Source organism: Paenibacillus sp. FSL H7-0350, from assembly GCF_038593195.1.
GTDB lineage: Bacteria > Bacillota > Bacilli > Paenibacillales > Paenibacillaceae > Paenibacillus_AQ.
This window is the reverse complement of the sequence record NZ_CP151972.1, coordinates 5,044,213-5,068,255: the sequence shown is the minus strand read 5'-3', so window position 1 is coordinate 5,068,255 and position 24,043 is coordinate 5,044,213. Positions and strand designations below refer to the sequence as shown.

22 protein-coding genes and 1 riboswitch are annotated in these 24,043 nt (G+C 49.4%); of the genes, 9 read left to right on the top strand and 13 right to left on the bottom strand.

Annotated features, from left to right (window positions below):
* The first annotated feature begins 90 nt into the window (after positions 1 to 90).
* Positions 91 to 978, top strand: coding sequence for a CHAD domain-containing protein (locus tag NYE24_RS23165; RefSeq protein WP_036700208.1), 888 nt, complete (start codon positions 91 to 93; stop codon positions 976 to 978).
* Between the two features lie 106 nt (positions 979 to 1,084).
* Here NYE24_RS23165 and NYE24_RS23160 read toward each other — a convergent pair whose 3' ends face one another.
* Both NYE24_RS23160 and NYE24_RS23155 read right to left on the bottom strand, forming a co-directional pair.
* Complete coding sequence (locus NYE24_RS23160) at positions 1,085 to 1,720, bottom strand: ThuA domain-containing protein (RefSeq protein WP_342476763.1); 636 nt, start codon at positions 1,718 to 1,720, stop codon at positions 1,085 to 1,087.
* 49 nt (positions 1,721 to 1,769) lie between these two features.
* Positions 1,770 to 2,492, bottom strand: a complete 723-nt coding sequence (locus tag NYE24_RS23155) for an SDR family oxidoreductase (RefSeq protein ID WP_341028543.1) — start codon at positions 2,490 to 2,492, stop codon at positions 1,770 to 1,772.
* A 229-nt stretch (positions 2,493 to 2,721) separates the two neighbouring features.
* Between NYE24_RS23155 and ytxJ the strand changes: the two genes are divergently transcribed.
* From ytxJ to NYE24_RS23135, 4 genes are all read left to right on the top strand, one after another.
* Positions 2,722 to 3,048, top strand: a complete 327-nt coding sequence (gene ytxJ, locus NYE24_RS23150; RefSeq protein ID WP_036700214.1) for a bacillithiol system redox-active protein YtxJ — start codon at positions 2,722 to 2,724, stop codon at positions 3,046 to 3,048.
* Positions 3,045 to 3,287 (top strand): glutaredoxin family protein, encoded by a 243-nt coding sequence (locus tag NYE24_RS23145; protein ID WP_076160073.1) that lies wholly within the window; start codon positions 3,045 to 3,047, stop codon positions 3,285 to 3,287. The genes ytxJ and NYE24_RS23145 overlap by 4 nt, the downstream gene beginning before the upstream one ends.
* Positions 3,288 to 3,393: 106 nt before the next feature.
* On the top strand, positions 3,394 to 4,725 hold the full coding sequence (locus tag NYE24_RS23140; RefSeq protein ID WP_036700219.1) for a hypothetical protein: 1,332 nt from the start codon (positions 3,394 to 3,396) through the stop codon (positions 4,723 to 4,725).
* Between the two features lie 205 nt (positions 4,726 to 4,930).
* Positions 4,931 to 5,100: riboswitch (cyclic di-AMP (ydaO/yuaA leader) on the top strand.
* A 134-nt stretch (positions 5,101 to 5,234) separates the two neighbouring features.
* Positions 5,235 to 5,690 (top strand): hypothetical protein, encoded by a 456-nt coding sequence (locus tag NYE24_RS23135; protein WP_342476762.1) that lies wholly within the window; start codon positions 5,235 to 5,237, stop codon positions 5,688 to 5,690.
* A 519-nt stretch (positions 5,691 to 6,209) separates the two neighbouring features.
* Here NYE24_RS23135 and NYE24_RS23130 read toward each other — a convergent pair.
* Positions 6,210 to 6,407, bottom strand: a complete 198-nt coding sequence (locus NYE24_RS23130; RefSeq protein WP_342476761.1) for a hypothetical protein — start codon at positions 6,405 to 6,407, stop codon at positions 6,210 to 6,212.
* A gap of 18 nt (positions 6,408 to 6,425) precedes the next feature.
* A complete protein-coding gene (locus tag NYE24_RS23125) occupies positions 6,426 to 8,084 on the bottom strand; it encodes a family 43 glycosylhydrolase (protein WP_342476760.1) in 1,659 nt (552 codons plus the stop codon).
* A 148-nt stretch (positions 8,085 to 8,232) separates the two neighbouring features.
* Here NYE24_RS23125 and NYE24_RS23120 point away from each other — a divergent pair, with 148 nt between their 5' ends.
* Positions 8,233 to 9,117: an AraC family transcriptional regulator gene (locus NYE24_RS23120; protein ID WP_036700247.1), complete on the top strand. Its 885-nt coding sequence runs from the start codon at positions 8,233 to 8,235 to the stop codon at positions 9,115 to 9,117.
* A gap of 457 nt (positions 9,118 to 9,574) precedes the next feature.
* Here NYE24_RS23120 and NYE24_RS23115 read toward each other — a convergent pair whose 3' ends face one another.
* The 9 genes from NYE24_RS23115 to NYE24_RS23075 all read right to left on the bottom strand — a co-directional run bounded on the left by NYE24_RS23115 (position 9,575) and on the right by NYE24_RS23075 (position 19,695).
* On the bottom strand, positions 9,575 to 11,323 hold the full coding sequence (locus NYE24_RS23115; RefSeq protein ID WP_342476759.1) for an ABC transporter ATP-binding protein: 1,749 nt from the start codon (positions 11,321 to 11,323) through the stop codon (positions 9,575 to 9,577).
* Positions 11,313 to 13,097, bottom strand: a complete 1,785-nt coding sequence (locus NYE24_RS23110; RefSeq protein ID WP_342476758.1) for an ABC transporter ATP-binding protein — start codon at positions 13,095 to 13,097, stop codon at positions 11,313 to 11,315. Before NYE24_RS23110 ends, NYE24_RS23115 begins: the two co-directional genes overlap by 11 nt.
* A 603-nt stretch (positions 13,098 to 13,700) precedes the next feature.
* Complete coding sequence (locus NYE24_RS23105) at positions 13,701 to 13,901, bottom strand: hypothetical protein (RefSeq protein WP_342476757.1); 201 nt, start codon at positions 13,899 to 13,901, stop codon at positions 13,701 to 13,703.
* Between the two features lie 40 nt (positions 13,902 to 13,941).
* Positions 13,942 to 15,231: an ABC transporter permease gene (locus NYE24_RS23100; RefSeq protein WP_036695285.1), complete on the bottom strand. Its 1,290-nt coding sequence runs from the start codon at positions 15,229 to 15,231 to the stop codon at positions 13,942 to 13,944.
* Positions 15,224 to 16,126: an ATP-binding cassette domain-containing protein gene (locus NYE24_RS23095; protein ID WP_076160055.1), complete on the bottom strand. Its 903-nt coding sequence runs from the start codon at positions 16,124 to 16,126 to the stop codon at positions 15,224 to 15,226. The genes NYE24_RS23100 and NYE24_RS23095 overlap by 8 nt, the downstream gene beginning before the upstream one ends.
* Positions 16,127 to 16,128: 2 nt before the next feature.
* Entirely contained in the window at positions 16,129 to 17,058 is a 930-nt protein-coding gene (locus NYE24_RS23090) for an ATP-binding cassette domain-containing protein (protein WP_036695283.1), read from the bottom strand.
* Positions 17,058 to 17,468, bottom strand: coding sequence for a GntR family transcriptional regulator (locus NYE24_RS23085; RefSeq protein WP_036695296.1), 411 nt, complete (start codon positions 17,466 to 17,468; stop codon positions 17,058 to 17,060). The genes NYE24_RS23090 and NYE24_RS23085 overlap by 1 nt, the downstream gene beginning before the upstream one ends.
* 52 nt (positions 17,469 to 17,520) lie before the next feature.
* On the bottom strand, positions 17,521 to 18,249 hold the full coding sequence (locus NYE24_RS23080) for a hypothetical protein (RefSeq protein WP_076160053.1): 729 nt from the start codon (positions 18,247 to 18,249) through the stop codon (positions 17,521 to 17,523).
* Between the two features lie 486 nt (positions 18,250 to 18,735).
* The gene (locus tag NYE24_RS23075; RefSeq protein ID WP_036695281.1) at positions 18,736 to 19,695 is read right to left on the bottom strand and encodes a tyrosine-type recombinase/integrase; all 960 of its coding nucleotides are present in this window, start codon (positions 19,693 to 19,695) and stop codon (positions 18,736 to 18,738) included.
* A 210-nt stretch (positions 19,696 to 19,905) separates the two neighbouring features.
* On the opposite strand from NYE24_RS23075, the gene NYE24_RS23070 reads away from it, so the two are divergent.
* Genes NYE24_RS23070 through NYE24_RS23060 form a run of 3 tightly spaced genes read left to right on the top strand, consistent with a single transcriptional unit; the run spans position 19,906 to position 23,983 of the window.
* Positions 19,906 to 20,334 (top strand): chemotaxis protein CheW, encoded by a 429-nt coding sequence (locus tag NYE24_RS23070; RefSeq protein ID WP_036695280.1) that lies wholly within the window; start codon positions 19,906 to 19,908, stop codon positions 20,332 to 20,334.
* A 29-nt stretch (positions 20,335 to 20,363) separates the two neighbouring features.
* The gene (locus tag NYE24_RS23065; protein WP_342476756.1) at positions 20,364 to 22,364 is read left to right on the top strand and encodes a chemotaxis protein CheA; all 2,001 of its coding nucleotides are present in this window, start codon (positions 20,364 to 20,366) and stop codon (positions 22,362 to 22,364) included.
* 29 nt (positions 22,365 to 22,393) lie between these two features.
* A complete protein-coding gene (locus NYE24_RS23060) occupies positions 22,394 to 23,983 on the top strand; it encodes a methyl-accepting chemotaxis protein (protein WP_036695278.1) in 1,590 nt (529 codons plus the stop codon).
* The last annotated feature ends 60 nt before the right edge of the window (positions 23,984 to 24,043 follow it).

Sequence of the window (24,043 nt, the reverse complement as noted above, 5' to 3'; positions counted from 1 at the left end):
CGTTATCCTTAATGTAGTACAGAAGAATATACCAGCCATAAGATCCGCGCATAAGCTCATGCTATACACAACCTCTAGGAGTGATGCTGCATGACAACCGAACCACAGGCAAAGGACAGGCAACTTAGTAAATCCAGGCAATGGGAACAGGCCATGCACAAGCTGTATATTAATTTTCAGGACTACAGCAAGGATGCACGCAAAGGGTTCAACGATGAGGATATTCATCAGGCCAGAGTCAATAGCCGCAAGCTGCTGACGCTGTTGTCCATTCTTGATCCGGGCCATACTGCAACGGCAGAATTGTATACAAGCTTCAAGCAGGCCCAGAAGAAGCTCGGCAGAGTCCGTGATGCAGATGTGCTGATCGGGTCTTTTGAGGACCGGCGCAAGGCGGCGGAGGCGGCGGGCGATAAGAAGACTGCCAAGCTGCTGAAGGCGGTAATCGAACACCAGAAGGATACACGGAAGGCTGCCCGCAAGAAGCTGAAGAAGGCACTGCCCAAGCTGTCCGGCCACGCGCTCGAAGCGCTGTGGACACCTTTTATTAAGACAGGCCTAGAACCCCTCGCTGCCAAAAAAGACGCCAATGTAGCCATGCGAGAGCTTGAAGTCGCCTTTGAACAGAAGAAAAAATCCTGTAAGACCCTATTCAAGGGTCCGGCAGCCGAATCGCAGGAAGCCTTCGAAGCTCTGCATGAGCTGCGGATCGCCGCCAAGGAACTGCGTTATACGGCAAATGCGGCTGCTTTTGCGCTAAATCAGAAATTCCATGCCCATGAAGCCTTCTATAAGGACATTCAGGACCAGCTCGGACTCATTAATGACAAGCGGGTATGGCTTGAGACGCTGCAATCGATTGGGCGCGAAGAGCTGGATGTCGGCAAAAAGGTCTGGGCCGCCTTCACCGATACGCTGCGGGCAGAGGTACTGGAAGCTCTTCATCAGAACGAGGTCGTCCCTGTTGCTGATGCTTAAGCCCCCGAAATAGGGCATCATAGCTGATCATCCCATTTCTTACACAAAGGCAGGACACCGCATGTTATCCAAGCGGTATCCTGCCTTTTATCATAAGCGTCACGTATTACAGCATTGCGGCAGCCCACAATCCGCCTCTGCGGATCATCCGGCGCAGCGGCTCTGAGGAGAAGGAAGGCAGATGATGCCCAGGCATCAGATAGACCACCCGGCCTTCACCGAAGGCATGGCACCATGCCGCCGGTCTCATCGCTCCGTCATGCGGATATTCGGCCAGCACCGTTGTCCCGAAGTGGGGATGCTGCTCGAAATAATAAGGCTCATCCTCTATAACAAAATCAGATATCCCCTCCATAATCGGGTGCTCCGGCGCAGTCACCTTCATCTGCAGCGCTGTGAACGCCGGATGATGGGTGAACCGGGCACCAAGCATCGCCCCAAGCTCCTGATTACGCTGCAGGGATATGCCGTTGTGCACGACAAGCAGCCCGCCGCCGCCAGCCACATAAGCGAGCAGGGCCCCGCTCTGCGCAGTGGGTAATTGCTCCTCGGAGAACTCCGTATAGGAGATCACCAGTCTGCATTCTGCCAGCTCTGCCCGGTTCATCCGTCCGTAATCCTCCGTGGAGACCACATGGAACTCGGGCTCAAGGAGCTGCTCCAGTTCACGGTCTACTCCCTCGAAGGGATGGTACTTCACTTCAGTATAGCTGCCGAACGCCAGTGCTTTGTATGAAGACATGATGTACACACCTCTCTTTTGCCAAGATAGCCTGTCCTGAATGTTCGTGTCACCAGGGCCAGAGATTGCCGTCCAGATCGATAAAAGCCGGTTCTTCAGCCAAATACATCTTATGGTTATGAACGATTGTCATAATCTTGCCTGCCGATTCTTCAGGAGTTACAGGCGCCTTCGCATCCTTCTCCCCGTTCATATAGGTCTGCAGCCAGCCGGGATGGAAGACCATCACTTGTCCGCCCATCGCACGCAGATGATTGTGCAGCAGCGAAGACTGCATATTAAGTGCGGCCTTGGACATACAATAGCCATACATATTGATCCGCTTGTTCCGTCCGATGCTTCCGGCCTCCGACGAGATATTAATCACCAGACGCTGGCGGCCTTGCAGCAGTAAGCCCATCAATGCATTGCTCACTCTCAGCGCACCAAGCGTGTTCACGTTATAAATCTCCGCCATCGCTTCATCATCCATATCCACGAGCACCGTTGCATCATCCGACCGGTGGATAATCCCCGCGTTATTGATAATCATATCAAGGTGCCCTGTACTCCCGGCAATACTCCGTGCAGCCTCCTTTACGCTCCCTGCATTGCCGATATCAAGAGGGACCAGCCTCAGGCTATCCGGGTATTGCGCTTTCAAAGCTTCCAATGCCGCAGGGTCCGGCAAATACTGTCCGGCAAACACCATGTACTTACTCTCCAAAAGAGATCGAACGAGACACAATCCCAGTCCACGGTCAGCACCGGTAACACAAGCAACCCTTTTCATGAGCTCCCCCCTCATATCTGCATGATTATGCACCGAGCCTAGATTCATCCCTCTCACATTAGCATGGCCTCGGGCCGTTAACAACATCCTTCAAGGGAGGGGCCGGACTAAGCAGAACTTTACTTTTGCTTTAATTTTGAACTATGTTACAATCATGATTAATAGTTGTTAACAACACAATTGTTGACAACAGGTTTCATTAACTCTTACCCAGGAAGGTGATCCTCCGATGTCTATTCAACAAATTCACACTAAGGAAGAACTAGAGCAATATATCGGGCAGCCTGGCAAAAAACTGCTCTTCAAGCACAGCACCACCTGTCCGATCAGCGCCAAGGCCAACGAAGAATTCCAGGCCTATGCACAGCATTCAGATACTCCTGCAGCCGTTGTCCATGTGATCGAAGACCGTCCTGTCTCCAATCAGATTGCTGAGGATTTCGGAATCAAGCATGAATCCCCGCAAATCTTCCTGCTGGAGGACAGCGAAGTCCGCTGGAACACCTCACACTGGAAGATTACCCAAAAAGCGATAAAGGAAGCAGTGGAGCAATGAGCGCGAACGTAATTGTCTATTCGACCTCCGGCTGCAGCGAATGCAATCAGGTCAAGCAGTTGCTGGAGAGCAAAGGCATTCCCTTCGAGGTGCGGGATGTGATGACAAGCTCGGTCTATCAGGAGGAAGTGGAGAAGCTGGGCTTCATGGGCATTCCAGTCACTGTATCCGGGGACCGGGCAGTCAAGGGCTTCAATCTTCCTGAGCTTCAAGAGCTTATGGATGCTGCTGTTCTGTAATATACACAAAGGTGCTGTTCTCTCAACAGGAGCAGCACCTTTTTTTGCGATTCATTGATGTAAAATATGTATATTTATATATATCTGGAACAGGAGGACTGATCAATTGAACTGGCTACAAAATGAGCAGGCTGCCAAATGGCGTGAAGAAGGGCAGCGTTATGCGGGCGACGTTAACCAATTCGTACATAAAGGACTGACTGAAGGCTGGGACAAAGCGGGAAATGAACCCGCAGAGGATACACGCGGGACCCTCGCCGCCAAAATCTATAAGATGATTCGAGGAGCTAATGAGCACGGTGAGATGGCTGAGCTGCGGGCGCAATTGCCGGCGGCAACGTGGCCGCTCTCCGGCCACTTTCAGAAGGAGATGCAGGCGATTCGCGGTATCCATTTCATCAGTGATGATGCTGTGGTATTCAGCACCGGTACCCCCTGGGAGAAGAATGCAGTTGTGGTTGTACATAAGGATGTTATTTCCGTATTCGGCGAGTTTAGCCTGGTTGGGGCATCACCTGATAATCAGTTCTATGCGCTCGCCGGAACTCAGGGGATTACCATTATGCAATCCATGAACAGCACACTTCAGGGCACAGTTGTAGCAACCCTCTCATGGCGTGAGCTGAATGGAACGATTCAAGCGCTGGACCCGGACTTTCCCGTCTTGGACATAGACAGCCTGGACCAGGCGTTACCCTTGGAGCAGGTCATTCCTTTTAACGGGGGCGGGGCGTTATTGCTTGTTATGAGCCAGGGAATTTTCCTGGTCCAGCAATCGGAGGAGAAGCCCTGGGAGGTGAATCTGCTGCATCCTGATCTCGAAGAATATAAAGCAGATGAGATAGAGCACATTGAAATTGACATGCCGCATGGTGCCGTCTCTCCGGATGGAAGATGGATTTCCTATGGCAGCCAGGGCAGTGATCATCTTTTATATGACATAACTTCAGGGCAGGTTCACTTATTCAATCCGGAATCCAGTTACCCGCACTATACTATATTTACGAAGGACCAGCATAGCGTATGGTTCAATGCCTGCCACTTCTATAATGGCGTTACCCTTGCCGTTCCCCTTGAAGATGTGGTAGCAGGAAAACTCCCGGCAGACCAGGAATATCCGCTTGTTAACGAGGAAGCCCGGGTGTATGCAGCGGCAGCGCTGAAAGAGGGTGTTGTCATTGGCGACGCTTATGGCTACTTAAGGCTCATTGATGCAGAGGGGCGGGAGCTGTGGCGTTATTATGCCGGAAGCACTATTTCAGGGTTAGCTATCAATCCGGATGAGACGCTGCTGGCTGTTGGGACTTATGGAGGGATGCTGCACTTCCTGGACCTTCATGCAGCGCAGCGCAGCGACTATGAGATTACAACAGGAACCGTTCGTGAGGTGAAGCGGATCATTGCCTGGAAGAATCAGAAGGTTCCGCTGTGGTGGTGATCTCTGCCAAAAATAAAAAACAGCGCTTGAGCGAGATAAATGGCAGATAATCTGCTACATATAGGTGTTTTAGCTTCCCTATGCACAGCCATTCAGCCATTTGCTGAAAAAAAGGCGAATAGCACTCTTTTCCATTTTTACAAACCCCCTCCGAAAAGAGTATGATTCGTGTTGAAAGCAAATGAATGCATTCATGAAAACAAGCAATGCATGCACGCTGAATTTCCGTCATGTGGAAAACGGGGGAACCATCCGGCCGTCAGGCCGACTTGGGGTGAATCCGAAGGAGAATGCCACGCGCAGGTCTCCGGCAGGTAGGGCGACTCTCACCGTCCGAATCCGACAGCTAACCTCGTAAGCGTAAGGAGAGAGCCCTGATCCGCCACGCTTTTGTGCCAGGCGTCTTACGCCTGTTATCCACAACCGCAGGCAGAGGTCCTCCTCTGCCTGCGGTTTTTTGCGCGCTGGAATGAATTGCACAGTATAGATTCAGAAAGGAACGTGACCACATGCCTGACCCCTTATCGCCCACGGCAGCTGCTGCTGCCGGATTCAACCACTACACCCGGCAATATAGCAGTCCCGTCTATGCGCTAAGCTGCCTTCTGCTGGAAACAGGCGCCCGCGCCGAGCAAGCAACCACCGCCACCTTCGTGGCACTCCATCCACTATGGCTGAAGAGCAGCCTCTCAGGGGACAGCGCTGCTGCGGCTGCCTACAGAGAGTGCATCCGCCAATGTACTGTGCTCGCCCGGGATCATAGCCGCTGCGCTGCTGCCCTGCTTAATTGGGACGATCACGTTGCCTGTGCCTTATGGTACGGCATCCAGCTCCCCCTGCCCGACATCAGCCAGATCCTGGATTGCAGCATCCCCGAGCTGAAGGCCCGGCTTAGAGGAATACGCGAACAGATGGCAGCCGCCCATTCTGCCTTGCCTGCGGTCCATCGTCCTTCGGCGGGATGAGACTGGGTATAACGCGGGATACGCGGGCTATAGGAATGAGAGCCGCGGAACGAGTTGGATGTGGCGGGATTAGGGTACGGATGTCGAAGAAGGTGATGGATGGTGAGCCATGCGGACTACAGATCCCCTATTTCGGCAAATGGGACCATTCCGAAGGCCATGCGGACTGAGAGGCGCTTAATTAACCTATTCCGCCTCATTTCCCTCTCCACACAGCCCTTTAACGTCCTCTCTGTCCGCAAAGGGGAGAGAATCGGTCTTTTTCACAAAATAAGGGCCTCTGGGTCCCCCTACAAAACAAAATGACCCCTCAAAGTGGGGCTTTAGCTTCGATAAATGACTCAGGTACTTTGCGGGGATCCCAAAACATATAGATTCTATCAAAAAAAGCCGCAGCATCCGCCGCGACTTAGTCCTTGATTCTCAGCACCAGCATCCATGCAGTGCTTGGCTCACCTTACATAGCTCAACCATCCGATGCATCGATCCTGTCTTCGCCAACCGTTCAGTACATAGAACTCAGCTCTTGCCCTTACCACCCTTACCGCCCTTGGCAAACCGCCAAAAAGCTATACAGCAGCCGAGCAATCCGGCTCCCAGCATAAGAGTCTGTAACGCCCCCAGCCAAGCCGACTGAGCCGAGGGGATCAGGCTGCTGACAATAATGAGCAGGATAGAGACCGCGACCAGCACGGGGGTTTGTCTACTTTTCTTCACAACCATTCACCACTCCTGTTAGTAATTCTTAACTCTATAGTACTCAAAATCAGCGTAGGAGTCATGCTGGTGGGCATCCACGGAGCCGATGAAATTGAACAAGCCTGTAAATCCGCCAATCTCCCCCGGCTCCCCGTTCACGCCTTCATCCGACAGATAGAGAGCATCGATATTCTCTGCAAAAGCTTGCCAATCCCCGTTATCCCCGAAGCGGTAAAGGATACTCGCGATGCCTGAATGATAGATCAGCTTGAGCTCCGCTGTGTCTTCAGGGACTGGAATGTAATTGTGGACCAATTCAATACGTTCCCCCAGCTTGGCCTGCAGCACAGATAGAACGGTGCCCTCTGATTCGGAGTGGGTCAAGTGAACATACAGCCAATTATTCGAATCATAGTATAGCCCCATCCCCGCCGTTTCCGAATAATGATCGGGATGAAATTCCACCTTGGTTTGAACTTCATAATGAAGGGAGGTTGCACGCGTGGCCAACATCGCCGGATTAATCTGCGAGAAGAAAGAATTCTCTCCATGAATGCGTAAGTAACCCGGACGTTCAACCGTATTCACCCATGCTGCTTGCTGGTCCCGGTATGGAGTCAGAAAATGAATATCATAGTGCTCCTGGTTAAAATCATCGAATACATCATGAGAGAGCCTGTCCCCCTCTAATTCAACACCTGTTAACCCCTCAACTTCCATTTTGGCTACATTCGATCCATCCTTCATTTCCAGCCAGCCGTCTACTGTCCAATGCATTTTTTGGATCGAGGTTTCACGGCCTAATGGGTTTAAAAGCGTTCCTTCCACAGGCCGTGACATTAGATGGGCAATGTACCATTCGCCTGTTTGGGTTTGAACTAATGAGCCGTGACCTGCTTTTTGCATGATTGAGCCTGGATTATACATCTCAAAATGCCCGGCATCCGGATTACCCAGTGAGAATAGATGGCGCGGCGAGGAGGTGATAATGGGCTCTCCCGACGGATGCGGTTCATAGGGGCCAAAAATATTCTCCGCACGTCCCAGCTCAACACCATGAGCATATCCCGTTCCGCCAGCAGCTAATAGTAGATAGTACATATCTCTATATTTATAGATCTGCGGTGCTTCAGCACAGCCGCGGCTGGTGAATCCTTGCGTCACCCGGTGCCATTGTCCAGCGATCTTCCCCTCATTCAAATCAAATTCAGCGATCACAATATGTCCAGGCGCCTGATACCCTTCACGGGTCTCCCATTCAAGAATGGACACATAGTGTTTGCCGTCTTCATCATGAAACAGCGCCGGATCGAAACCGATGGATGTCAGATAGATAGGCTCCGACCAGGGTCCATGGATATCTTCTGCCCACATGACATAGGAATCCGAGTTAAATTCACGGCCTGCCATGTTCAACATATGCGAATAGGCTAACCAGTACCGGTTTGTAGAAGAATCATAGGATAGATGCGGTGCCCAGATCCCGGCTGGAGTATTAGTGCCTCTTAGATTCACTTCACCTTTATTCAGGGCAAAGGCCGTCAGCTCCCAGTTCGCTAAATCGGTTGACTTGAAAATTTGAATGCCGGGATTCCAATGAAACGTGGATGTCGCAATATAATACACATCATCCACTCTAATAATAGAGGGATCTGGTGCCATTCCAGGGATTATTGGATTATTAATCTTCGTCATTTATTTGCTTCCCTTCGCTGTTTAGCCATATTTTTTACCCTTTTTCTATTGCCTATGTATATTATAATAACTACTAACGTACTTAAGCGATGGGATGATTACGGCTAGATTTACCCAAATCAAAGGCAGGTGCTGCAAATTGGAACATATGAATAGGTATCACACAGGTGCACAGACGCTGCTGCTGCCGCGCATTGATTGGAATATACGCTTTTTTGGCGCACATACACAAACTGTTCCTGCCGATTGGAGCATGACTACAGAATCCCACCATGCCTTTGAGATTCTAATTGTGCTGGATGGGGCTCAGGAGACAAGGATGGATCATGAACAATTCATTGTGAACCGTGATGATATTCTGCTGATTCCGCCTGGGTTCGAGCATACGAATAAGTGTATTTCCGCTACATCGATGACCTATTTTTGTGCTCATTTCGATATAGACGAGCCCTCCTTGCGGATGCAAATCATGAAAAACTGTGATTGGGTCTATACGCCCTCCAATGTGTATCATGACCAGTTGAAACAATGCCTTCAAAAATGGATCGATATTCTGCATGAGCCTGAGTTGTCGTTCACCAAAGCGAAGCTAAAAGCACAAATGGTCTTGTTCGAGTTATTGGAGGTGCTGGTAGATATCCAGCCGGTCCTGACGGAGATACGTGCTAACCAGTCCATGACCACTGCGAAATACGCCAAAGAAATTGCCGAAGCCATCAAGAGTGCTTTTAAGAAAAATTGCACCCAGGGAAATTCAGACTACACCATTCGCATCCAGCCCATCATTGCTTCGCTAGGGATCAGCCCTAACTATGGATTAGAGGTATTTCAAAAAATATATAAAATGTCGCCCCGCACCTATCTATCTGACTTAAAGCTACAGGAAGCCAAAATATTACTCCAGCAGCCCAGGATATCTTTAAATGAGATTTCAAATCGTTTAGGCTACAAGAACCTCTCCCACTTCAGCAGACAATTCAAAAGATGGACAGGAGTTAACCCTTCTGACTTTCGTAAAAAAAATGGTGTATAAGCAAACACCCACCTGCCTTTATGGACGGATGGGTGTTTTGTTACTTTTAGGTTATTTGCTATTATTTTTTTCATAAGCTTATTTCGATATATTTCAATGCTATTCTTTGATTCAATAAAACCATTCTTAAAATATTCATATTCCGATTGTAAAATGACATCATTATTTTTCAATTCAGATACTAACAAAATATTTCTTTCTTCAAGAATAATAGGGGCCTTAAATGGTTTGGTAATATTCCAATAGGCTTCTGAAATTAATTCGCAATTGATCTGAGAAATTGTGAATTCTAATCTTTCTGCTGCTATGAGTATACTATTGAGACCGTAGTTTAATAACCAGTACTCCCCCTTAACTATCATCATCATAAGTTATTTGTTAAAAATCAATAACCTCGCGGCAATTTCCTGAAAACTCTAAACATGGTGAGATGATCATTTTGCTTCCTCCCTTGATATTAATTATAATAAGTTGCTTGTGCATGCCACATGCCAGCATAGACCTTCTTTTTATTTAGCAGCTCTTGGTGTGTGCCATACTCTACGATCTCGCCTTGATCAAAAACCGCCACCTTATCACAAAAGGTACAAGAAGACATTCTGTGGGAAATGTAGATCGTCGTTCTCCCCTTAGCCAACACATTAAAGTGTTGATATATTTCTGCTTCAGCATAAGGATCTAGTGAGGATGTGGGCTCATCAAGTATTAAAATCGGAGCATCCTTTAGAATATTCCGCGCAATTACCAGCTTCTGATATTGTCCACCGGAAAGTTCAATTCCACTGCTGTCCAGTGTCTTGTATATGGATGTGTTTAAGCGTTTAGGTATTTCCTGAATTTTTTCGAATAGACCGACTTGCTTCAGTACCTCTTCCATAGCATCATCCGACCTTTGACTTTCGTTATCTAGGTTTTCTCTAATCGAGAATGGAAGTAGCTTATAATCTTGAAAGACGACAGAGAGAAGCTTCATATACTCCTCATAATCGTATGTCTGAATATTTTTTCCGCCTAATAAAATTTCGCCTGCCTGTGGTTTATAAAGTCTGCATAGTAATTTAATGAAGGTTGTTTTTCCAGCACCATTAGGGCCTACAATTGCCAGCTTCTCGCCCATTTGAAGGATAATTGACACGTTCTTAAGTACTAATGATGAATCATCGTTATAGGAAAACGATACATTTTTAAATTCCAGCTTTAAATCATTGGGGAAGATACGATTACCGTCTTTATCAGGTTCTGGAATCCGGTTAAAAGTAATGAAGTTGTCGATGTGCTTACACATTTGCCTGAATTCAATGACAGACCTGGTCAGCTCTGTCAGATGATTAGAAAGTAAATTGGCAGATGAAATATACATCGTAAATTGACCAATCGTTATATTTTGTTTGAAAACACGGTAGGCCGCATAAGCAACAATGACTGCATTCTGTATTTGAATAGCAAGTGAAGATAGCCCGTAGCTCTTACCTTTGTAATGGGTTATTTTATCGTTGGCTGTAATCGCATCTTCATGATATTTCTTAGTTTTATTCATAATAAAAGGCGATATGTTATAAAGACGAATATCTTTTGCAGTAAAGAAGTTAATGGCCAGCCCTATATAATACGACCATTTCCGATTAAACAATACTTGATTTTGCTCATGTTCAAACTCTCTGTTCTTCATTTTTTTGTATATATATGAATTAAAAATCACTACTGCAACCACTAAGAGAAGGATATAAACATTCATTGTTACTACTATGATTAAAAACCCGATAAGCCCAACAACACTCTGTATAAAACGATTAAGTAGTCCTACAATAGTCATCTTATTGTTGATAAAAAACATCACTTGCTCCCGCAAGTTGAGTACCTTCGCATCCTCTAAATATTTAAAATGAACATCCATAATCTTTTTGCCCAGCTGAAGCTCGATATCCGCCATAAGCAGATGATTTTTCAATTCCAAACTTCTTGCCATTAGCCTATCAAGCAAGCCAATGACTAAATTCCCAATAACCATTATAGAAATGTACATGATCAACTGACTAGCAACTTTGTAGACGGTTAATTCATCGATTATAAAACGCAGCATGATTATATTAACAAAGGGCTGCGCAGTTTGAACAAGTGCTGATAGAATCACAAGTATAAAGTAGTTCTTGGATAAGCCTTTTATAAGCTGGATGTAAGAAATAAATGTTCGGATATCATGCTTCATCGGAGTATTCCTCTCCAGCAGATTGATAGTACTGGCTTTGGACCTTAAACATTTGTGCATACTTACCATCAAACTTCATTAATTGATTATGATCGCCATATTCAGCAACCATACCATTTTCGATGTAGGCAATTTTATCGCAAAAACGTGTACTAGATAATCGGTGTGAAATATACAACACTGTTTTATTTTCTACGATTTCATTGAAGTTTTTGTACAATTCATATTCTGCCAATGGATCTAAAGCGGAAGTGGGCTCATCGAGAATAATAATACCTCCGTTTTTATATAGAGCACGCGCTAGAGAAACCCGTTGGCTTTCACCACCGGATAACTCGATACCATTTTCGTCTAAAATCTTGTACAAACTCGTATGAATCCCCTGCTTAAATGAACTTATCTTCTCTGCCAGCCCAACCTTTCTTAGACTTTCATTGACTAATTCGATATTCATTTCCCCGCGTTCTTGGAGTGAAATATTCTCGGCAATGGAATAGGCAAAGAGCACAATTTCTTGAAAAACAGTGGAGATAAGAGCGAGATACTGCTGCTTAGGGAAGGATTGAATGTTTATTCCATTCAGCAGGATTTCACCCTCAGACGGCTTATATAAACGACATAGTAATTTAACTATTGTCGTCTTTCCAGCACCGTTCACGCCCACAATAGCGAGCCGCTGCTCTTGCTCAATTGTCAAGCAAAAATCCTTCATCACAAAGTTATCCGCACCCTCATACTTAAATGATACATTCCTGAATTCAATCGAATAGGGCGGCGATAGATGCTGATCTGCGGGAAGGGCAGAGTCCTCCTCTTGTTCATAATACAAAAACTCACGTAAATCGCTAATACGCAAGGTATTATCATTAATATTCACCAAGCTGCTCATACTATTTTTAATAGCGTGATAGAATACAGCAATAGATGCCGAATACATGATAAAATCACCAATGGAAATTTGGTTATGCCATATCAGGTAGGCCAAATATGTATACGAAACAACTTCGCCCAAAAAAGAGAATAATAACTCTACGCTTTGAACAAAAAAATATTTCTTAGATATCTCTTTGGCCAAAAGAAAACGCTTACGCTTTGCTATATTATATTTATTAATTAAAAACGGTCCGTAGTTGAACAAGCGTATATCTTTACCGTAGCTAAAATCCTTCATAATGCCGCTTATTACATCTTTCTGCCGCTCCTGCTCTGAAATGGCATCCTGCTTGTGGTAATGAAAGCTTTTGGCGTGATTAGTAAATTTCGCTAGTACAAACGCCATTACAACATTAAAGATAAAGAGTAAGGGGTGAAGCGTCATAATAATGGCCGCATAACCCAATACAATGAATATATTGCTCATCAGTGAAGATATTTGCGGCAAAAAACTATTTACCACACTATAAATTGTCATTCTTGCGGTATTGGATTTGTTCAAAAATTCAGCGTTTTCAATATTAGCATAATCTGTTGTTAGGTTAACGTTGGTATATTTGCGTAAAAATCCATACACAATTTTCAGACAGTTATTTCTCTGTTCGATAAAATTTATCGCGAAATTCACAACAATCAAAGCACCTGTGCTACAAACAATTAACATAATGAGCATATTAGAGCGGTTTTGCCCCGTTAATTCGTCAATGATTAACTTAGGCATGAATACCGCTAAAAATGGTTGAATGCTGACAAAAACCGTTAAACAAAGTGTCATTAAGATATATTTTTTATCAAAAAACCATGCTTTCCCGATGATATACAGAGTGTTTTTGTACTTCACATTTAACGTATCTATGTATGCAATATGACATCAGTCCTTTGATTAATATTAGTTATTATGTTAACCGGGCTGTCGTGGCTTCATTTAAGCCTACTAGGTTATTCAATTCCCCTTCAGTGCTGCGACAATTTCCATGCCTGGGTTGAGCTCGGGTTCAATGCCCTTGAACTCAGAGCTATAAATAAGGTTAATCAGGTCCACACTTAAATCGGGACTTTGCTGAATCACTTCAGCTATGATGACTATGTAAAATTTGGTGCTTCATTGGAATTTTCACCTCTAATTGATACCTTATCATATTTCCCGGCTCCCGGCACAAACACGTCCTCCAGCACCATGCAGCACTCCCCTATCTCTCGCCAATTCTGAGAATTCCCTCTCACCGACCGCTTGTATGGATTCGCATACATTCTAGAATCATCACGGAAGTCCCAACTCCAGTACAATCACAAGTGGAAACGGCTTTGCCGTCCTTTTAAGGGACAGTACCGTTTCAGCGAGAAATAGAAGGATAAGTTATCGTGTGAAACATATAATTTCTTGTATTTCAAAAAAAGCCCACCCGTAATCACGGATGAGCTTGGTATTAGCTGCAACTTCGTCTTATTCGCTACGTTTCTTAGATTTACCCAGGGTCACAATCGTCATCATCATCCCTACAAGGCCCATGCCTAACAGCAATCCTTGCGAGAAATCCATCACGTTGCTTGCGTTAGGCTGAATCACTTGGCTGGCAGCAATGGCTGCAAGTGAGGCCAGGAACAGCGTCGATACCTGTTGGTTTTTGAATTGTTTTTTAATCATGTTAGACACTCCTTAGCAGGTTTTTATTTTGTATACAATCTTAGATTTTATAAGCCTTCATCGCTTTTCTGATCTCCTTGATGCTAGGGCGCTTGCCGTACATCAGGACGCCGGTGCGGTAGATCTTGGCGGCGAGCCAGCCGAAGAGGAAGGTTGTAGCCAGCAGGATCGCCAGCGAGACCATGATCTCCCAGAAGGCCACATGTCCGACCCCGATGCGCAGCAGCAGGCTGAGCGAAGAGGTGAATGGCACGAAGCTCGCGACCTTAACCAGCAGAGTGTCCGGGTTCGAGATACTGAACAGCGGCAGATAGAAGCTGACGAAGCCCAGCATCATGACCGGCATCACGGCCTGTCCCAGATCCTCTGTCCGGCTGACAATTGAACCGACAGCGGCATACATCAGGGCGTACAGGAAGTAGCCCAGGATATACAGGATGAATCCATAGACGAGAATTCCGGCATTCAGCTGGCCCAGATCCATATTGAAATCACTCAGGATACTCGAATTGTGCGGCAGCATCAGGTTGACGGCGATGGCAGCCGAGATAATCGCGATCTGCATCAGTCCGACAAGGAAGATTCCGATCACCTTGCCGAACATTTGGGTTAAAGGCGAGGCGCTGGTGATGAGAATCTCCATAATGCGCGAGCTTTTCTCCGAGGTAATCTCGGCTGAGATCATATTCCCGGTCATCATGACTGACATGAAGAACAGCATCAGCAGAACATAGACTACTACATAATTGATAACAGGCTTCGCTTGATCCTGATCTGAGCCATCCACTGCTCCGCTGGAACTGAGCTGCTCTGTACCGATGGAGACTGGAGCGAAGATTGCCGCCACCTGGCTCTCGGTCAGCTTGTCGCCGACAATCAGCCCGGTATTCACCTGCTGTAGAGCCGCTTGCAGATTCGTTCTCAGCTGGCTGCTGATGTCTCCGTCTTTGCTGTGATACGTAACCGGTGGCACCCCTACACTGCCCTTATCGGCAAAGGTAAGATACCCCTCAATCTTCTCATCCTCCAGCCCCTGCTTCAGCGCAGCATCCTCAGCGGAAGGATAAGCGGTAAATACGACTTTATCGTCTGCTTCAGCCGGCGGAGTATAAGCGAGCAGCAGCTCGGCGGGCCGGAAGCCCTGCGTGGCAACTATTCCGATCTGTGTCGCGTCCTTGGCACCGTCTTCTCCCTTGAACACTTTGATTAGATAAGGAATATTCATCCCAATGCTAAGCAGAAGCACCAGAATCAGGGTCGTAATCATGAAGGATTTCGTTCTTACCTTGTTCTTGAATGTGAAGCCGATAATGGTTGCCATTTTATTCATTGGATTCACCCACCGCTCTGATAAAGATTTGGTTTAGCGTCGGTTCCTTAATCTCGAAATGCTCGACCTCGCCTTGAGCCACAGCCAGCTGCAATATGCGCTGCGCCGCTCCCAGGTCATTGATGGATAACACATACCCGCGCTCTTGCCGCTGCACTCCGGTAACTCCGGCAATCTCGGTAAGTCCGTTCACTTCCCCGGCGGTACGCAGTACAACCTCTTCCCGCGGATACCCCTTCTTGATCTCGCGGATATCTCCCTGAACTACGGTGTTCGAGCGGTCAAGAATCGTGATATTGCGGCATAATTCCTCAACATGCTCCATGCGGTGCGTGGAGAACAGAATACTCGTTCCCAGATCCCGCATCTCTCTGACGGTATCCTTGAGCAGCTCCACATTGACCGGATCGAGGCCGCTGAAGGCTTCATCCAGGATCAGAATCTTCGGCTTATGGACCACAGCGGCGACGAAGCCCATCTTCTGCTGATTACCCTTGGACAGCTCTTCAATCTTCTTATTGTAATATTCCGGAACATCGAAGCGCTCCAGCCAGTACTTCAGGCTCTTATCCGCTTCACTGGCGGACATCCCGCGCAGCTGCGCCAGATAGATAATCTGATCGCTTACTTTGACCTTCGGATACAGTCCCCGTTCTTCCGGCAGATAGCCCATCAGATGCTGAAGCTCCTTACTATACGGCTTGCCGTTATACAGGATGCTCCCTTCGTCGGGATAGATCAGGCCGAGCACCATGCGCATAGTCGTTGTTTTGCCGGCGCCGTTGGCACCCAGCAGACCGTAAATCTCGCCTTGCTCCACCTTTAGACTGATTCCGTTGACGGCTGTCTTCTCACCGTACTGCTTCACTACCTGCTTCAACTGCAATGCTTCCATTCTTATTCCCCTCTCTTCTGGTCGATCAGAACCGGACGATGTCCCCGGGTCCATAAGCTTAGGATTTCATCCAGCTCCAGGCTGCGGCTCTTGAGTACCTTTACGCCCAAATCGTGGATGCGTTTCTCATACAGATAAATTTGTTGGGTTAAAAAGGAAGCCACACCCGGCGTCTCGAGCTTCAGCTCCAGCGCTTGTGGCAGCTCGGCTGCGAGTGCCTGCAGGTCCTGCTCGTCTTCAATTTGAACCCACAGCTCAGCCCAAGAGCCGAATAGACTGTCCTTCTCGGCCATTCCCAGCAGCTGCCCCTGATGCATCAGCACGATGTAATCGGCCAGCCGCCGCACCTCATCCACAATATGGGTCGAGATGACAATCGTCGCCTCGTGCTCCTCCATGTAGTTCTGCAGCGTATCAATCATAGTCTTCCAGGCAAAAGGGTCCAGGCCCGAAGAAGGCTCATCCAGCAGCAGCAGCAGGGGCTTCGCCGCAAGGGCCGCCGCAAGCTCGAACTTGCGGCGCTCACCCTTAGACATTTTACCCAGTCTGGCATTCTCTGGCACTTCAAACCTCTGGATCAGCTCCTCGAAATAGCTCTGGTCCCAGGAAGGATACCAGTGGCTGCGAAAAGCCGCCGCCTCACCGGGTGTCCAGAAGTTCTCCTCTGGCTGGGGCATCTCCGGCACGTAAGAGATGGTCTGGCGGAGCTCCATCGGCAGTACACCGCGGTAAGCCTCTTCATACCAGCGGATCTCCCCTTCATCCGGCAAAATCAGCTGCAGGAGCATATTCAGCAGCGTGCTTTTGCCCGCGCCGTTCTGGCCCACCAGCGCTGTAATATATCCTTGCGGCAGCCGGAGATTCATCGGCCCGATGGTTTTGTTCCGCCGCTTCTTGCAAACATCCCGCAGTTCTATAGCTTGCTGCCCCATCAGCTTCCCCCTCTTTCTGCCTGCTTCCCGTATTTGCTCTTCACAATCTCTGTGAACAGCCTGGTCAGTTCCTCTTCGCTGCATTGGACGGACAGTCCCGCCTCCACGGCGCTCTCCAGCGCCTTGCGGATGGTCTCCTGCTTATAGTCCTCCATGGCTCCGGTCCCGATATGGGATACGAAGGTGCCCGTCCCCTGCCGGGTCCGCAGCAAGCCTTCGTTCTCGAGATCCTGATAGACGCGGCGGACCGTAATGACACTGCACTTCAGGTCACCCGCGAATTCGCGGATGGAAGGGAGCAGCGTCCCTTCTGTAATCGCACCTGAGATAATCAGCGATCTGAGCTGCGTCTCAATCTGATGATACAGCGGCTCTGCGCTGTTCTCATTAATTTGTATAGGTATCCACATCATTTACACCTGCCTTCCAGGCCCGGCCCCCGGATGAACGCCTTGCCCCGTCTCATACGAGATCACGGCTCTTCAGCCGGTAAATCGTCCACTTGCAGAATAGCTGCATGGATAGAACACCCGCTGCAAGTGCACCCCACATCAGCGGAGAGCCCAGCCCCCATGACCTGGAGGCAGCGACCGTAGCGAGCAGAATATTGCCTCCCGTCAGGTAGACTAATCCTGACACGCCCACCGCCAGCAGCATAACGGATGAGATGATCCAGAAGTACATGACGCCGCTGACCGAGAACTCGATGATAATGTAAATGCCTGCGACAATTAGACTGTAAGCGATCCAGGTAAAGGCAAAAGCCAGATACGAAGCAGGCGGCAATTCCGCGCGTATTCCAGGGCTGAACAGATAGATCAGGCTGAAGTACAGCGTGCCGTTCATGACAACGGCGAACAGGGTATCCAGCTTTCTTTTACAGAGAACAGCAGCTACTGGCACCGGCAACGCCCGCATATACCCCAGCATCCGGGTATAGGTATCCTCCGAGATATACTTCATGTTCCGCCGGGAAAAGGTGATCGTGAGCATAAGCATCATCGTAACCATCAGAACATCGCTGAGCAGCTGCTTGTCATGTCCTGTTAACGTATCGTCGATGACCATTCCTGACAGTGCAGCAAAATATCCCATGATCAGGAGCGAGAACAGCAGTGCCCACAGCAGCTTCCAGCGGTCACCGTGAAATTCGCTGCGTACGATGACCCATGCTTGCTTTAACGTCGTCATAACCTTTAACCTCGCTTTATTCTTCTTTGAGCGGCAGAAGCCGCCAGATCTGCTTAACTTCAGTGTGTATCTATGTGTGCTTACTGTATATATCTATATACACAGTATATGACCTGTGCTTTTCACTGTCAATAGAAAACCTCGGCTATTTTTATTCACAAAAAAACCCCGCACATGGGCGGGGTTGGTTGGACTTTATTTATAGGAGCATACGCAGGATTTACGGCACAAGTCCCGGATTTGAATGCAAATACCACATGAAGCTAAGTCATTATGTATACTTTGACGTTTTTTGTCGTACAATATCTCTTATGCGACTTTTTTGGAGCGAAGCAAGAGAAACTATGCATACTTACGCATAATCAAACAGCAATGCGTTTATTATAGGTCATTTCCTAACTTCTGTATAGAAACTTCGCCGGACCAACCCCTCTATTTCCACAACGATGTTCAATTCGTGTCTCTGCAATTTTTGTCGAATCTAATCTATTGAATGAACGTGCGCAGGCTGTCCTCTACAAAATCCGGGGCAGCCTTTTGAATCTGTTGAACGGTATGGAGATACCGCTGGGTGGTATTGATGTGGGAATGCCCCAGCGATTCCTGAACCTGCTGAAGTGACGCTCCCTGGAGCAGGGCCAGTGTGGCATTCGTATGGCGCAGCCAGTGCGGCGTCAGTTTTTTCTCAATCGTACTGGCAGCTCCGGCGTTCTTAATAATCCGTTCCACCTGCCGTGAAGATAACGGAAACATCCTCTGCTCCGGGGTGACCTCTTCCTTCCTTGGCAGGGTCTCAGACAACTTGGAGTACAGCTGCCAGAGGGTCGGCGGAACCTTGATTTCTCTGAGCTTGCTCCCCTTGCCGTTCTCCACGGTCAGCCAGACCGAGGTCTCCAGCAGATCATTATGGAAGTCCCCCCACTTCATCGCCGTCAGCTCCGATACCCGCAGACCCAGTACTACCAGCGTCAGCCCGATCAGATAGTTGCGCAGTCCTTGCTTCTCCAATACATCCAGTAATTCTCCCACCTCCCGTTTGGTCAGGAAGTTCTTGCGGCTGGTCACGGTTATTTTGGGGATGCGCACCGAGGAGGTCGGATTCACTGCAAAGATCCCGATATGCTGATCACTTCCCCATTTATAAAAAGACTTCAACGGCGCAAGGAATGCCGCTATGCTTGCCGGTGCCAGCTGCCTCTGATAGCTGTAGCCCCCCTGCGTCAGGAAAATCTTATACGCCTCAATCTCCCTCCAGCTAACTGCCCGTAAGGAGGTGCCTGCAATAAATCTGCGGAAATCAGCAATCGCGCGCTTATAATTCCGACCTGTATTAACATTCGTACAGCAGGTAGCCATAAACATCTGAACAATCTGATCATCGCTTAGATAGCCCTCTTCCGGGTACACCAAGCTGAGCGCCGTACGGCTAAATTCGGTCTGACTCATTCTTTTTTCATCACTCCTCAGGATTAGACATGTCGCATAAGAGATATTGTACGACATTTTTGTGGTATTTTGTCCCATTATCACACAGGGATGGCTAAAGACCGGAACATGCAAGATCAGCAGAAGGTAATGCGAAGAACTCAGGAGGGAGACGGAGACAGAGTAGCAGCTGCGGGCCAGCCAAGTAATATGAGAAGCCGGAGGGTAACTATGGAGACCGTTTTGCAGAAACAATATGTTGAATTCGGGGTAGATCACGAGCATTATGCGATCCCGATCTCAGATGTCCATGAAATTATAAGAATGCAGGAAATAACGGAGATCCCCAGCAGCCGTCATTATGTTAAGGGCATTATCAACCTCAGGGGTAAAATTGTGCCAGTGCTCAGCCTTAGAGTGCTGCTCCAGATGGAGGAAGTGGCCCATACCAAGCATACACGCATTCTGGTGGTTCATCACCAGGAGGAGTCTCTCGGCGTCATTGTCGACAACGTGAATAAAGTGACGACCTTCAGCGATATTCAGCCCGCAAATGGCAGCATCGCCGGAATCAGCGGTTCCTTCTTCAATGGAGTAGGCTTCTCTTCTTCCGGGCTGGTCGGCATTCTGAGGCTGGATGAGATCCTGCTGCGCGACTAAACAAAGGCTACACGGAGAGAAGGCGAACTATGGTTGATTTATCGGAATACCGAGGGATTTTTCTGGAGGAGCTGGAGGACCAGCTGCAGTTGATCGAGGATGAGGTGCTCAGGCTGGAGCAGGCCGGGGAGACGGAAGTCGGAATCCAGCAGTTCTTCCGGGCGGCCCATACCCTTAAAGGCTCCTCAGCCTCTATGGGCTACAACGGGCTGAAGGAAGTCACGCATCATCTGGAGCATCTGCTGCATCAGATGCGGGGCGGGGAACGGAGGGTCACGCCGGAGCTGATCCGCCTGTTCTTCGAAGCGCTGGATGGAATGCGCGCGCTACAGAGCGAAATCGCGGCTACGGATCAGGAGACCACAGATGTATCCGGTCTGGTTCAGCGGCTGAGTACATTCGCAGCGGAAGGGCAGCGGGAGCCAGAGGATAAGGCCCCCGCTGTGCAGACAAGCCAGGCCGAGATGCCCCTCCAGTTGTTCTGGGTGCATGTGTGGCTCTCTCCCGGCTGTGAGATGAAGCTGCCCCGTCTTCACCTGATCGATGCCAAGCTGCGGAGTATCGCTGCGGTCCTGCGCATGAAGCCGGAGCTGGAGGAGATAGAGGACCACGACAGCCGGATCGACGAGGCCTCCTGGTTGCTGTCGCCCAAGATTGATATCGGGGAGCTCCATCAGGAGGTCTTATCCATTATGGATGTTGATCGTATCTACATAGAAGAAGTGCTTAACGATTCTCCGCGTCCCGGTGAATACATGAGACCGCCCCATCTAGAGACTGGAAGCCGGGAGCTCCCGGAAGCACCCGAATCCCCGCCGTCTGCCACTGACAAAACCAAGCCGCAAACCATCCGCGTCCAGGTGGAGCGTCTGGAGAAGCTGATGAACCTGGCGGGTGAGCTGGTCATCGACCAGACCCGGTTCCATCTGCTGAACCGCAGATTCCACCAGCAATACGGAACCAATGATCTGACAGAGGAGCTCGGCCAGCTTGCTGACCATCTGGCTATGATTACAGGCGAGCTGCAGGAGAGCATGATTAAGGTGCGGATGCTGCCGATAGAGCAGCTGCTGAGCCGCCTCCCCCGCATGGTCCGGGACTTGTCCGGCTCCCTGGACAAGCAGGTTGAGCTGGTCCTTGAAGGCAAGGAGACGGAGCTGGACCGGACGCTCATTGAGGAGCTTGGCGACCCGCTGATCCATCTGCTGCGCAATGCTGTCGATCACGGCATAGAGACCCCTGAAATCCGCCGCAAGTCCGGCAAAAGCGAGACCGGAACCGTCCGCGTCGCCGCCTCCCACGAGGACAACCAGGTCATCCTGGTCATCGAGGACGACGGAGCCGGGATCGATTCCGCCCTGATTGCAGAGTCTGCTCTGCGGAAGGGTATCATTACGGCAGAAGAGGCCGGCGGGATGACTGAGGATGAAGCGCTGCGGCTTATTTTCCGGCCCGGCTTCTCCACAGCTCAGCAAATCAGTGATATTTCCGGCCGCGGAGTCGGGATGGATATCGTCCGTAATGACATTGAACGGATTAACGGCATGATCGATATTGAGACCACCCGGGGAAGAGGCACCCGCTTCCGGATTCGCCTGCCCTTAACACTCGCCATCATCCGGGGTCTGCTCGTTCATGCCGGAGGAGCGACCTTCGTGATTCCCATGAGCAGCGTGGCCGAGATTGTCCGCGTCACTCCAGAGGAGATCAGCTCTGTCCGGGGGCAGAATGTCATTACCGCACGGGGCCAGCTCGTACCGGTGGTCTGGCTGCAGGATGTCCTGCGGCTCCCCGCAGGCGCGGGCGGCAGCGCAGCATCCATTCCGCTGATCATCGTGGGGCGGGGCGAGAAACGGCTGGCATTGGCCGTAGATACACTTATCGGCAATCAGGATATCGTAATCAAATCGCTCGGCTCCTACATGGGCAAGACTGAGAATATATCAGGAGCTACCATCCTGGGAAATGGAAATATCGCACTGATCATAGACATAGCCAGCTTATTTTTCACTACGGGAGTTTTCGTTTAACAAAATCATCTTTATTGGGGGAAACAGGTATGAAATGGTTCTATAATCTAAAAACAAGCGTGAAATTAATCTCGTCCTTCCTGATCGTCGCTGTCATTCTTTCCTTCGTGGGTCTCTACGGACTGAGCAATCTCGGCTCTATCAATAAGAGTCTGGATGATATGTATGTGAACAATCTGGTTCCCGTCTCCTCCCTGCAGAGCTCGCAGAACAGCTTCTCCGTCATGCGCGGCATCGTCAGGGATCTGTACATTAAGCAGACCCCTCAGGAACGCCAGCAGAGGGTAGAAGATTATAAAAGAGAGAAGCAGAACGTGCTCGATAGCATCGCCGCCTTCCGCAAAACCAAGCTGAGCCCGGAATCGGTTCAGACCATTGCCCCTTTTGAAGCTGCCTGGAATGAATATTTGCTTACCTACGATTCCCTGGTCAGCCTCGCGCTGAGCGGACAGGACGAGAAGCTGCTGGAGATGCTGCGCAGCAGCACGCTTAATAGTCAGGGCGATACCTTGAAGCAGATCCTGAACGATCTGATTCTCACCAATACCAGGGAAGCGGATCAGGCCCGGCAGGCTGGAGCCGTACTCTATAGCTCTTCACGCAACATTACCCTCGGCATTATTATCGGCGCGGTTATTCTGTGCATCCTGTTAGGGTATATCATCTCCCGCATTATTTCTAATCCGCTTGCGAAGGTTGTCAAGGTTCTCTCGAAGGTGGCTGACGGCGACCTGCGCAGCCAATCCGATATCGATACCAGAGATGAAATCGGCATTCTGGCTGCCAAGGTGAACGAGATGGTCGCTAGCCTCCGCAAGACAGTGGGCTCCATCCTGCTGCATTCCCAAAGCCTGTCCGCCGCCGCCGAGGAGATCTCCGCCAGTACGCAAGAGGTGGCAAGCGGCAGCACGACTACAGCGGATGATGCCGGGACCATTAGCGAGTTATTCAAAGAGCTGTCCAGTGCAATCCACTCTGTAGCCCAGAATACCGAGCAGGCCTCGATGATTTCCGATGAGACGGTAACCATTGCCGAGAACGGGAACAGCATCATTCAGGAGTCGATGGAGAGCATGCAGGCTGTCAGCGGGCAGATGGCTAAGCTTGAGGAGGACTCGCAGAAGGTCGGTGAGATTATCGATGTCATCGAGGATATTGCAGATCAGACCAACCTGCTCGCTCTGAATGCCGCCATTGAAGCAGCCAGAGCAGGCGAGCAGGGCCGCGGCTTCGCGGTTGTGGCCGACGAGGTGCGCAAGCTGGCTGAGCGCAGCGGCGAGGCCACCAAGCAGATTACCAGCATCATCAAGGGAATGCAGGTGAATACACGCTACAGCGTGAGCGCTGTACAGGAGAGTGCGGAGCTGTCGCAGAAGACCGGCGTTTCTTTTCATCAGATCGTGACGATGGTCAACAGCGCCGGCCAGAAAATATCAGAAATCGCCGCCGCCAGCGAAGAACAAGCCGCCCAGTCCACCAACGTCCTCGCTGCCGTGGAGAGCATCTCCGCCACCACCCAGCAGTCCGCCGCCAGCAGCGAAGAAACCGCCTCTTCCGCCCAGTCCCTGGCCAGCCTGGCCGAGGAGCTGCAGAGTACGGTGTCTTCGTTCCGGTTGTAGCTCTTGGTTCATTCAGGTGCCTGCAAGCTCTCTTTCGGAGCTTGCAGGTTTTTTTGTTTA

Bases quoted from the DNA above. Each gene is read 5' to 3' on its own strand.
- ytxJ (WP_036700214.1), top strand. From the start codon at position 2,722: ATGTCTATTCAACAAATTCACACTAAGGAAGAACTAGAGCAATATATC.
- NYE24_RS23120 (WP_036700247.1), top strand. From the start codon at position 8,233: ATGAATAGGTATCACACAGGTGCACAGACGCTGCTGCTGCCGCGCATT.
- NYE24_RS23070 (WP_036695280.1), top strand. From the start codon at position 19,906: ATGGAGACCGTTTTGCAGAAACAATATGTTGAATTCGGGGTAGATCAC.
- NYE24_RS23125 (WP_342476760.1), bottom strand. From the start codon at position 8,084: ATGACGAAGATTAATAATCCAATAATCCCTGGAATGGCACCAGATCCC.
- NYE24_RS23085 (WP_036695296.1), bottom strand. From the start codon at position 17,468: ATGTGGATACCTATACAAATTAATGAGAACAGCGCAGAGCCGCTGTAT.
- NYE24_RS23100 (WP_036695285.1), bottom strand. From the start codon at position 15,231: ATGAATAAAATGGCAACCATTATCGGCTTCACATTCAAGAACAAGGTA.
- NYE24_RS23060 (WP_036695278.1), top strand. From the start codon at position 22,394: ATGAAATGGTTCTATAATCTAAAAACAAGCGTGAAATTAATCTCGTCC.
- NYE24_RS23075 (WP_036695281.1), bottom strand. From the start codon at position 19,695: ATGAGTCAGACCGAATTTAGCCGTACGGCGCTCAGCTTGGTGTACCCG.
- NYE24_RS23115 (WP_342476759.1), bottom strand. From the start codon at position 11,323: ATGAAGCATGATATCCGAACATTTATTTCTTACATCCAGCTTATAAAA.
- NYE24_RS23080 (WP_076160053.1), bottom strand. From the start codon at position 18,249: ATGACGACGTTAAAGCAAGCATGGGTCATCGTACGCAGCGAATTTCAC.
- NYE24_RS23065 (WP_342476756.1), top strand. From the start codon at position 20,364: ATGGTTGATTTATCGGAATACCGAGGGATTTTTCTGGAGGAGCTGGAG.
- NYE24_RS23095 (WP_076160055.1), bottom strand. From the start codon at position 16,126: ATGGAAGCATTGCAGTTGAAGCAGGTAGTGAAGCAGTACGGTGAGAAG.
- NYE24_RS23145 (WP_076160073.1), top strand. From the start codon at position 3,045: ATGAGCGCGAACGTAATTGTCTATTCGACCTCCGGCTGCAGCGAATGC.
- NYE24_RS23160 (WP_342476763.1), bottom strand. From the start codon at position 1,720: ATGTCTTCATACAAAGCACTGGCGTTCGGCAGCTATACTGAAGTGAAG.
- NYE24_RS23090 (WP_036695283.1), bottom strand. From the start codon at position 17,058: ATGGGGCAGCAAGCTATAGAACTGCGGGATGTTTGCAAGAAGCGGCGG.
- NYE24_RS23165 (WP_036700208.1), top strand. From the start codon at position 91: ATGACAACCGAACCACAGGCAAAGGACAGGCAACTTAGTAAATCCAGG.
- NYE24_RS23105 (WP_342476757.1), bottom strand. From the start codon at position 13,901: ATGATTAAAAAACAATTCAAAAACCAACAGGTATCGACGCTGTTCCTG.
- NYE24_RS23155 (WP_341028543.1), bottom strand. From the start codon at position 2,492: ATGAAAAGGGTTGCTTGTGTTACCGGTGCTGACCGTGGACTGGGATTG.
- NYE24_RS23135 (WP_342476762.1), top strand. From the start codon at position 5,235: ATGCCTGACCCCTTATCGCCCACGGCAGCTGCTGCTGCCGGATTCAAC.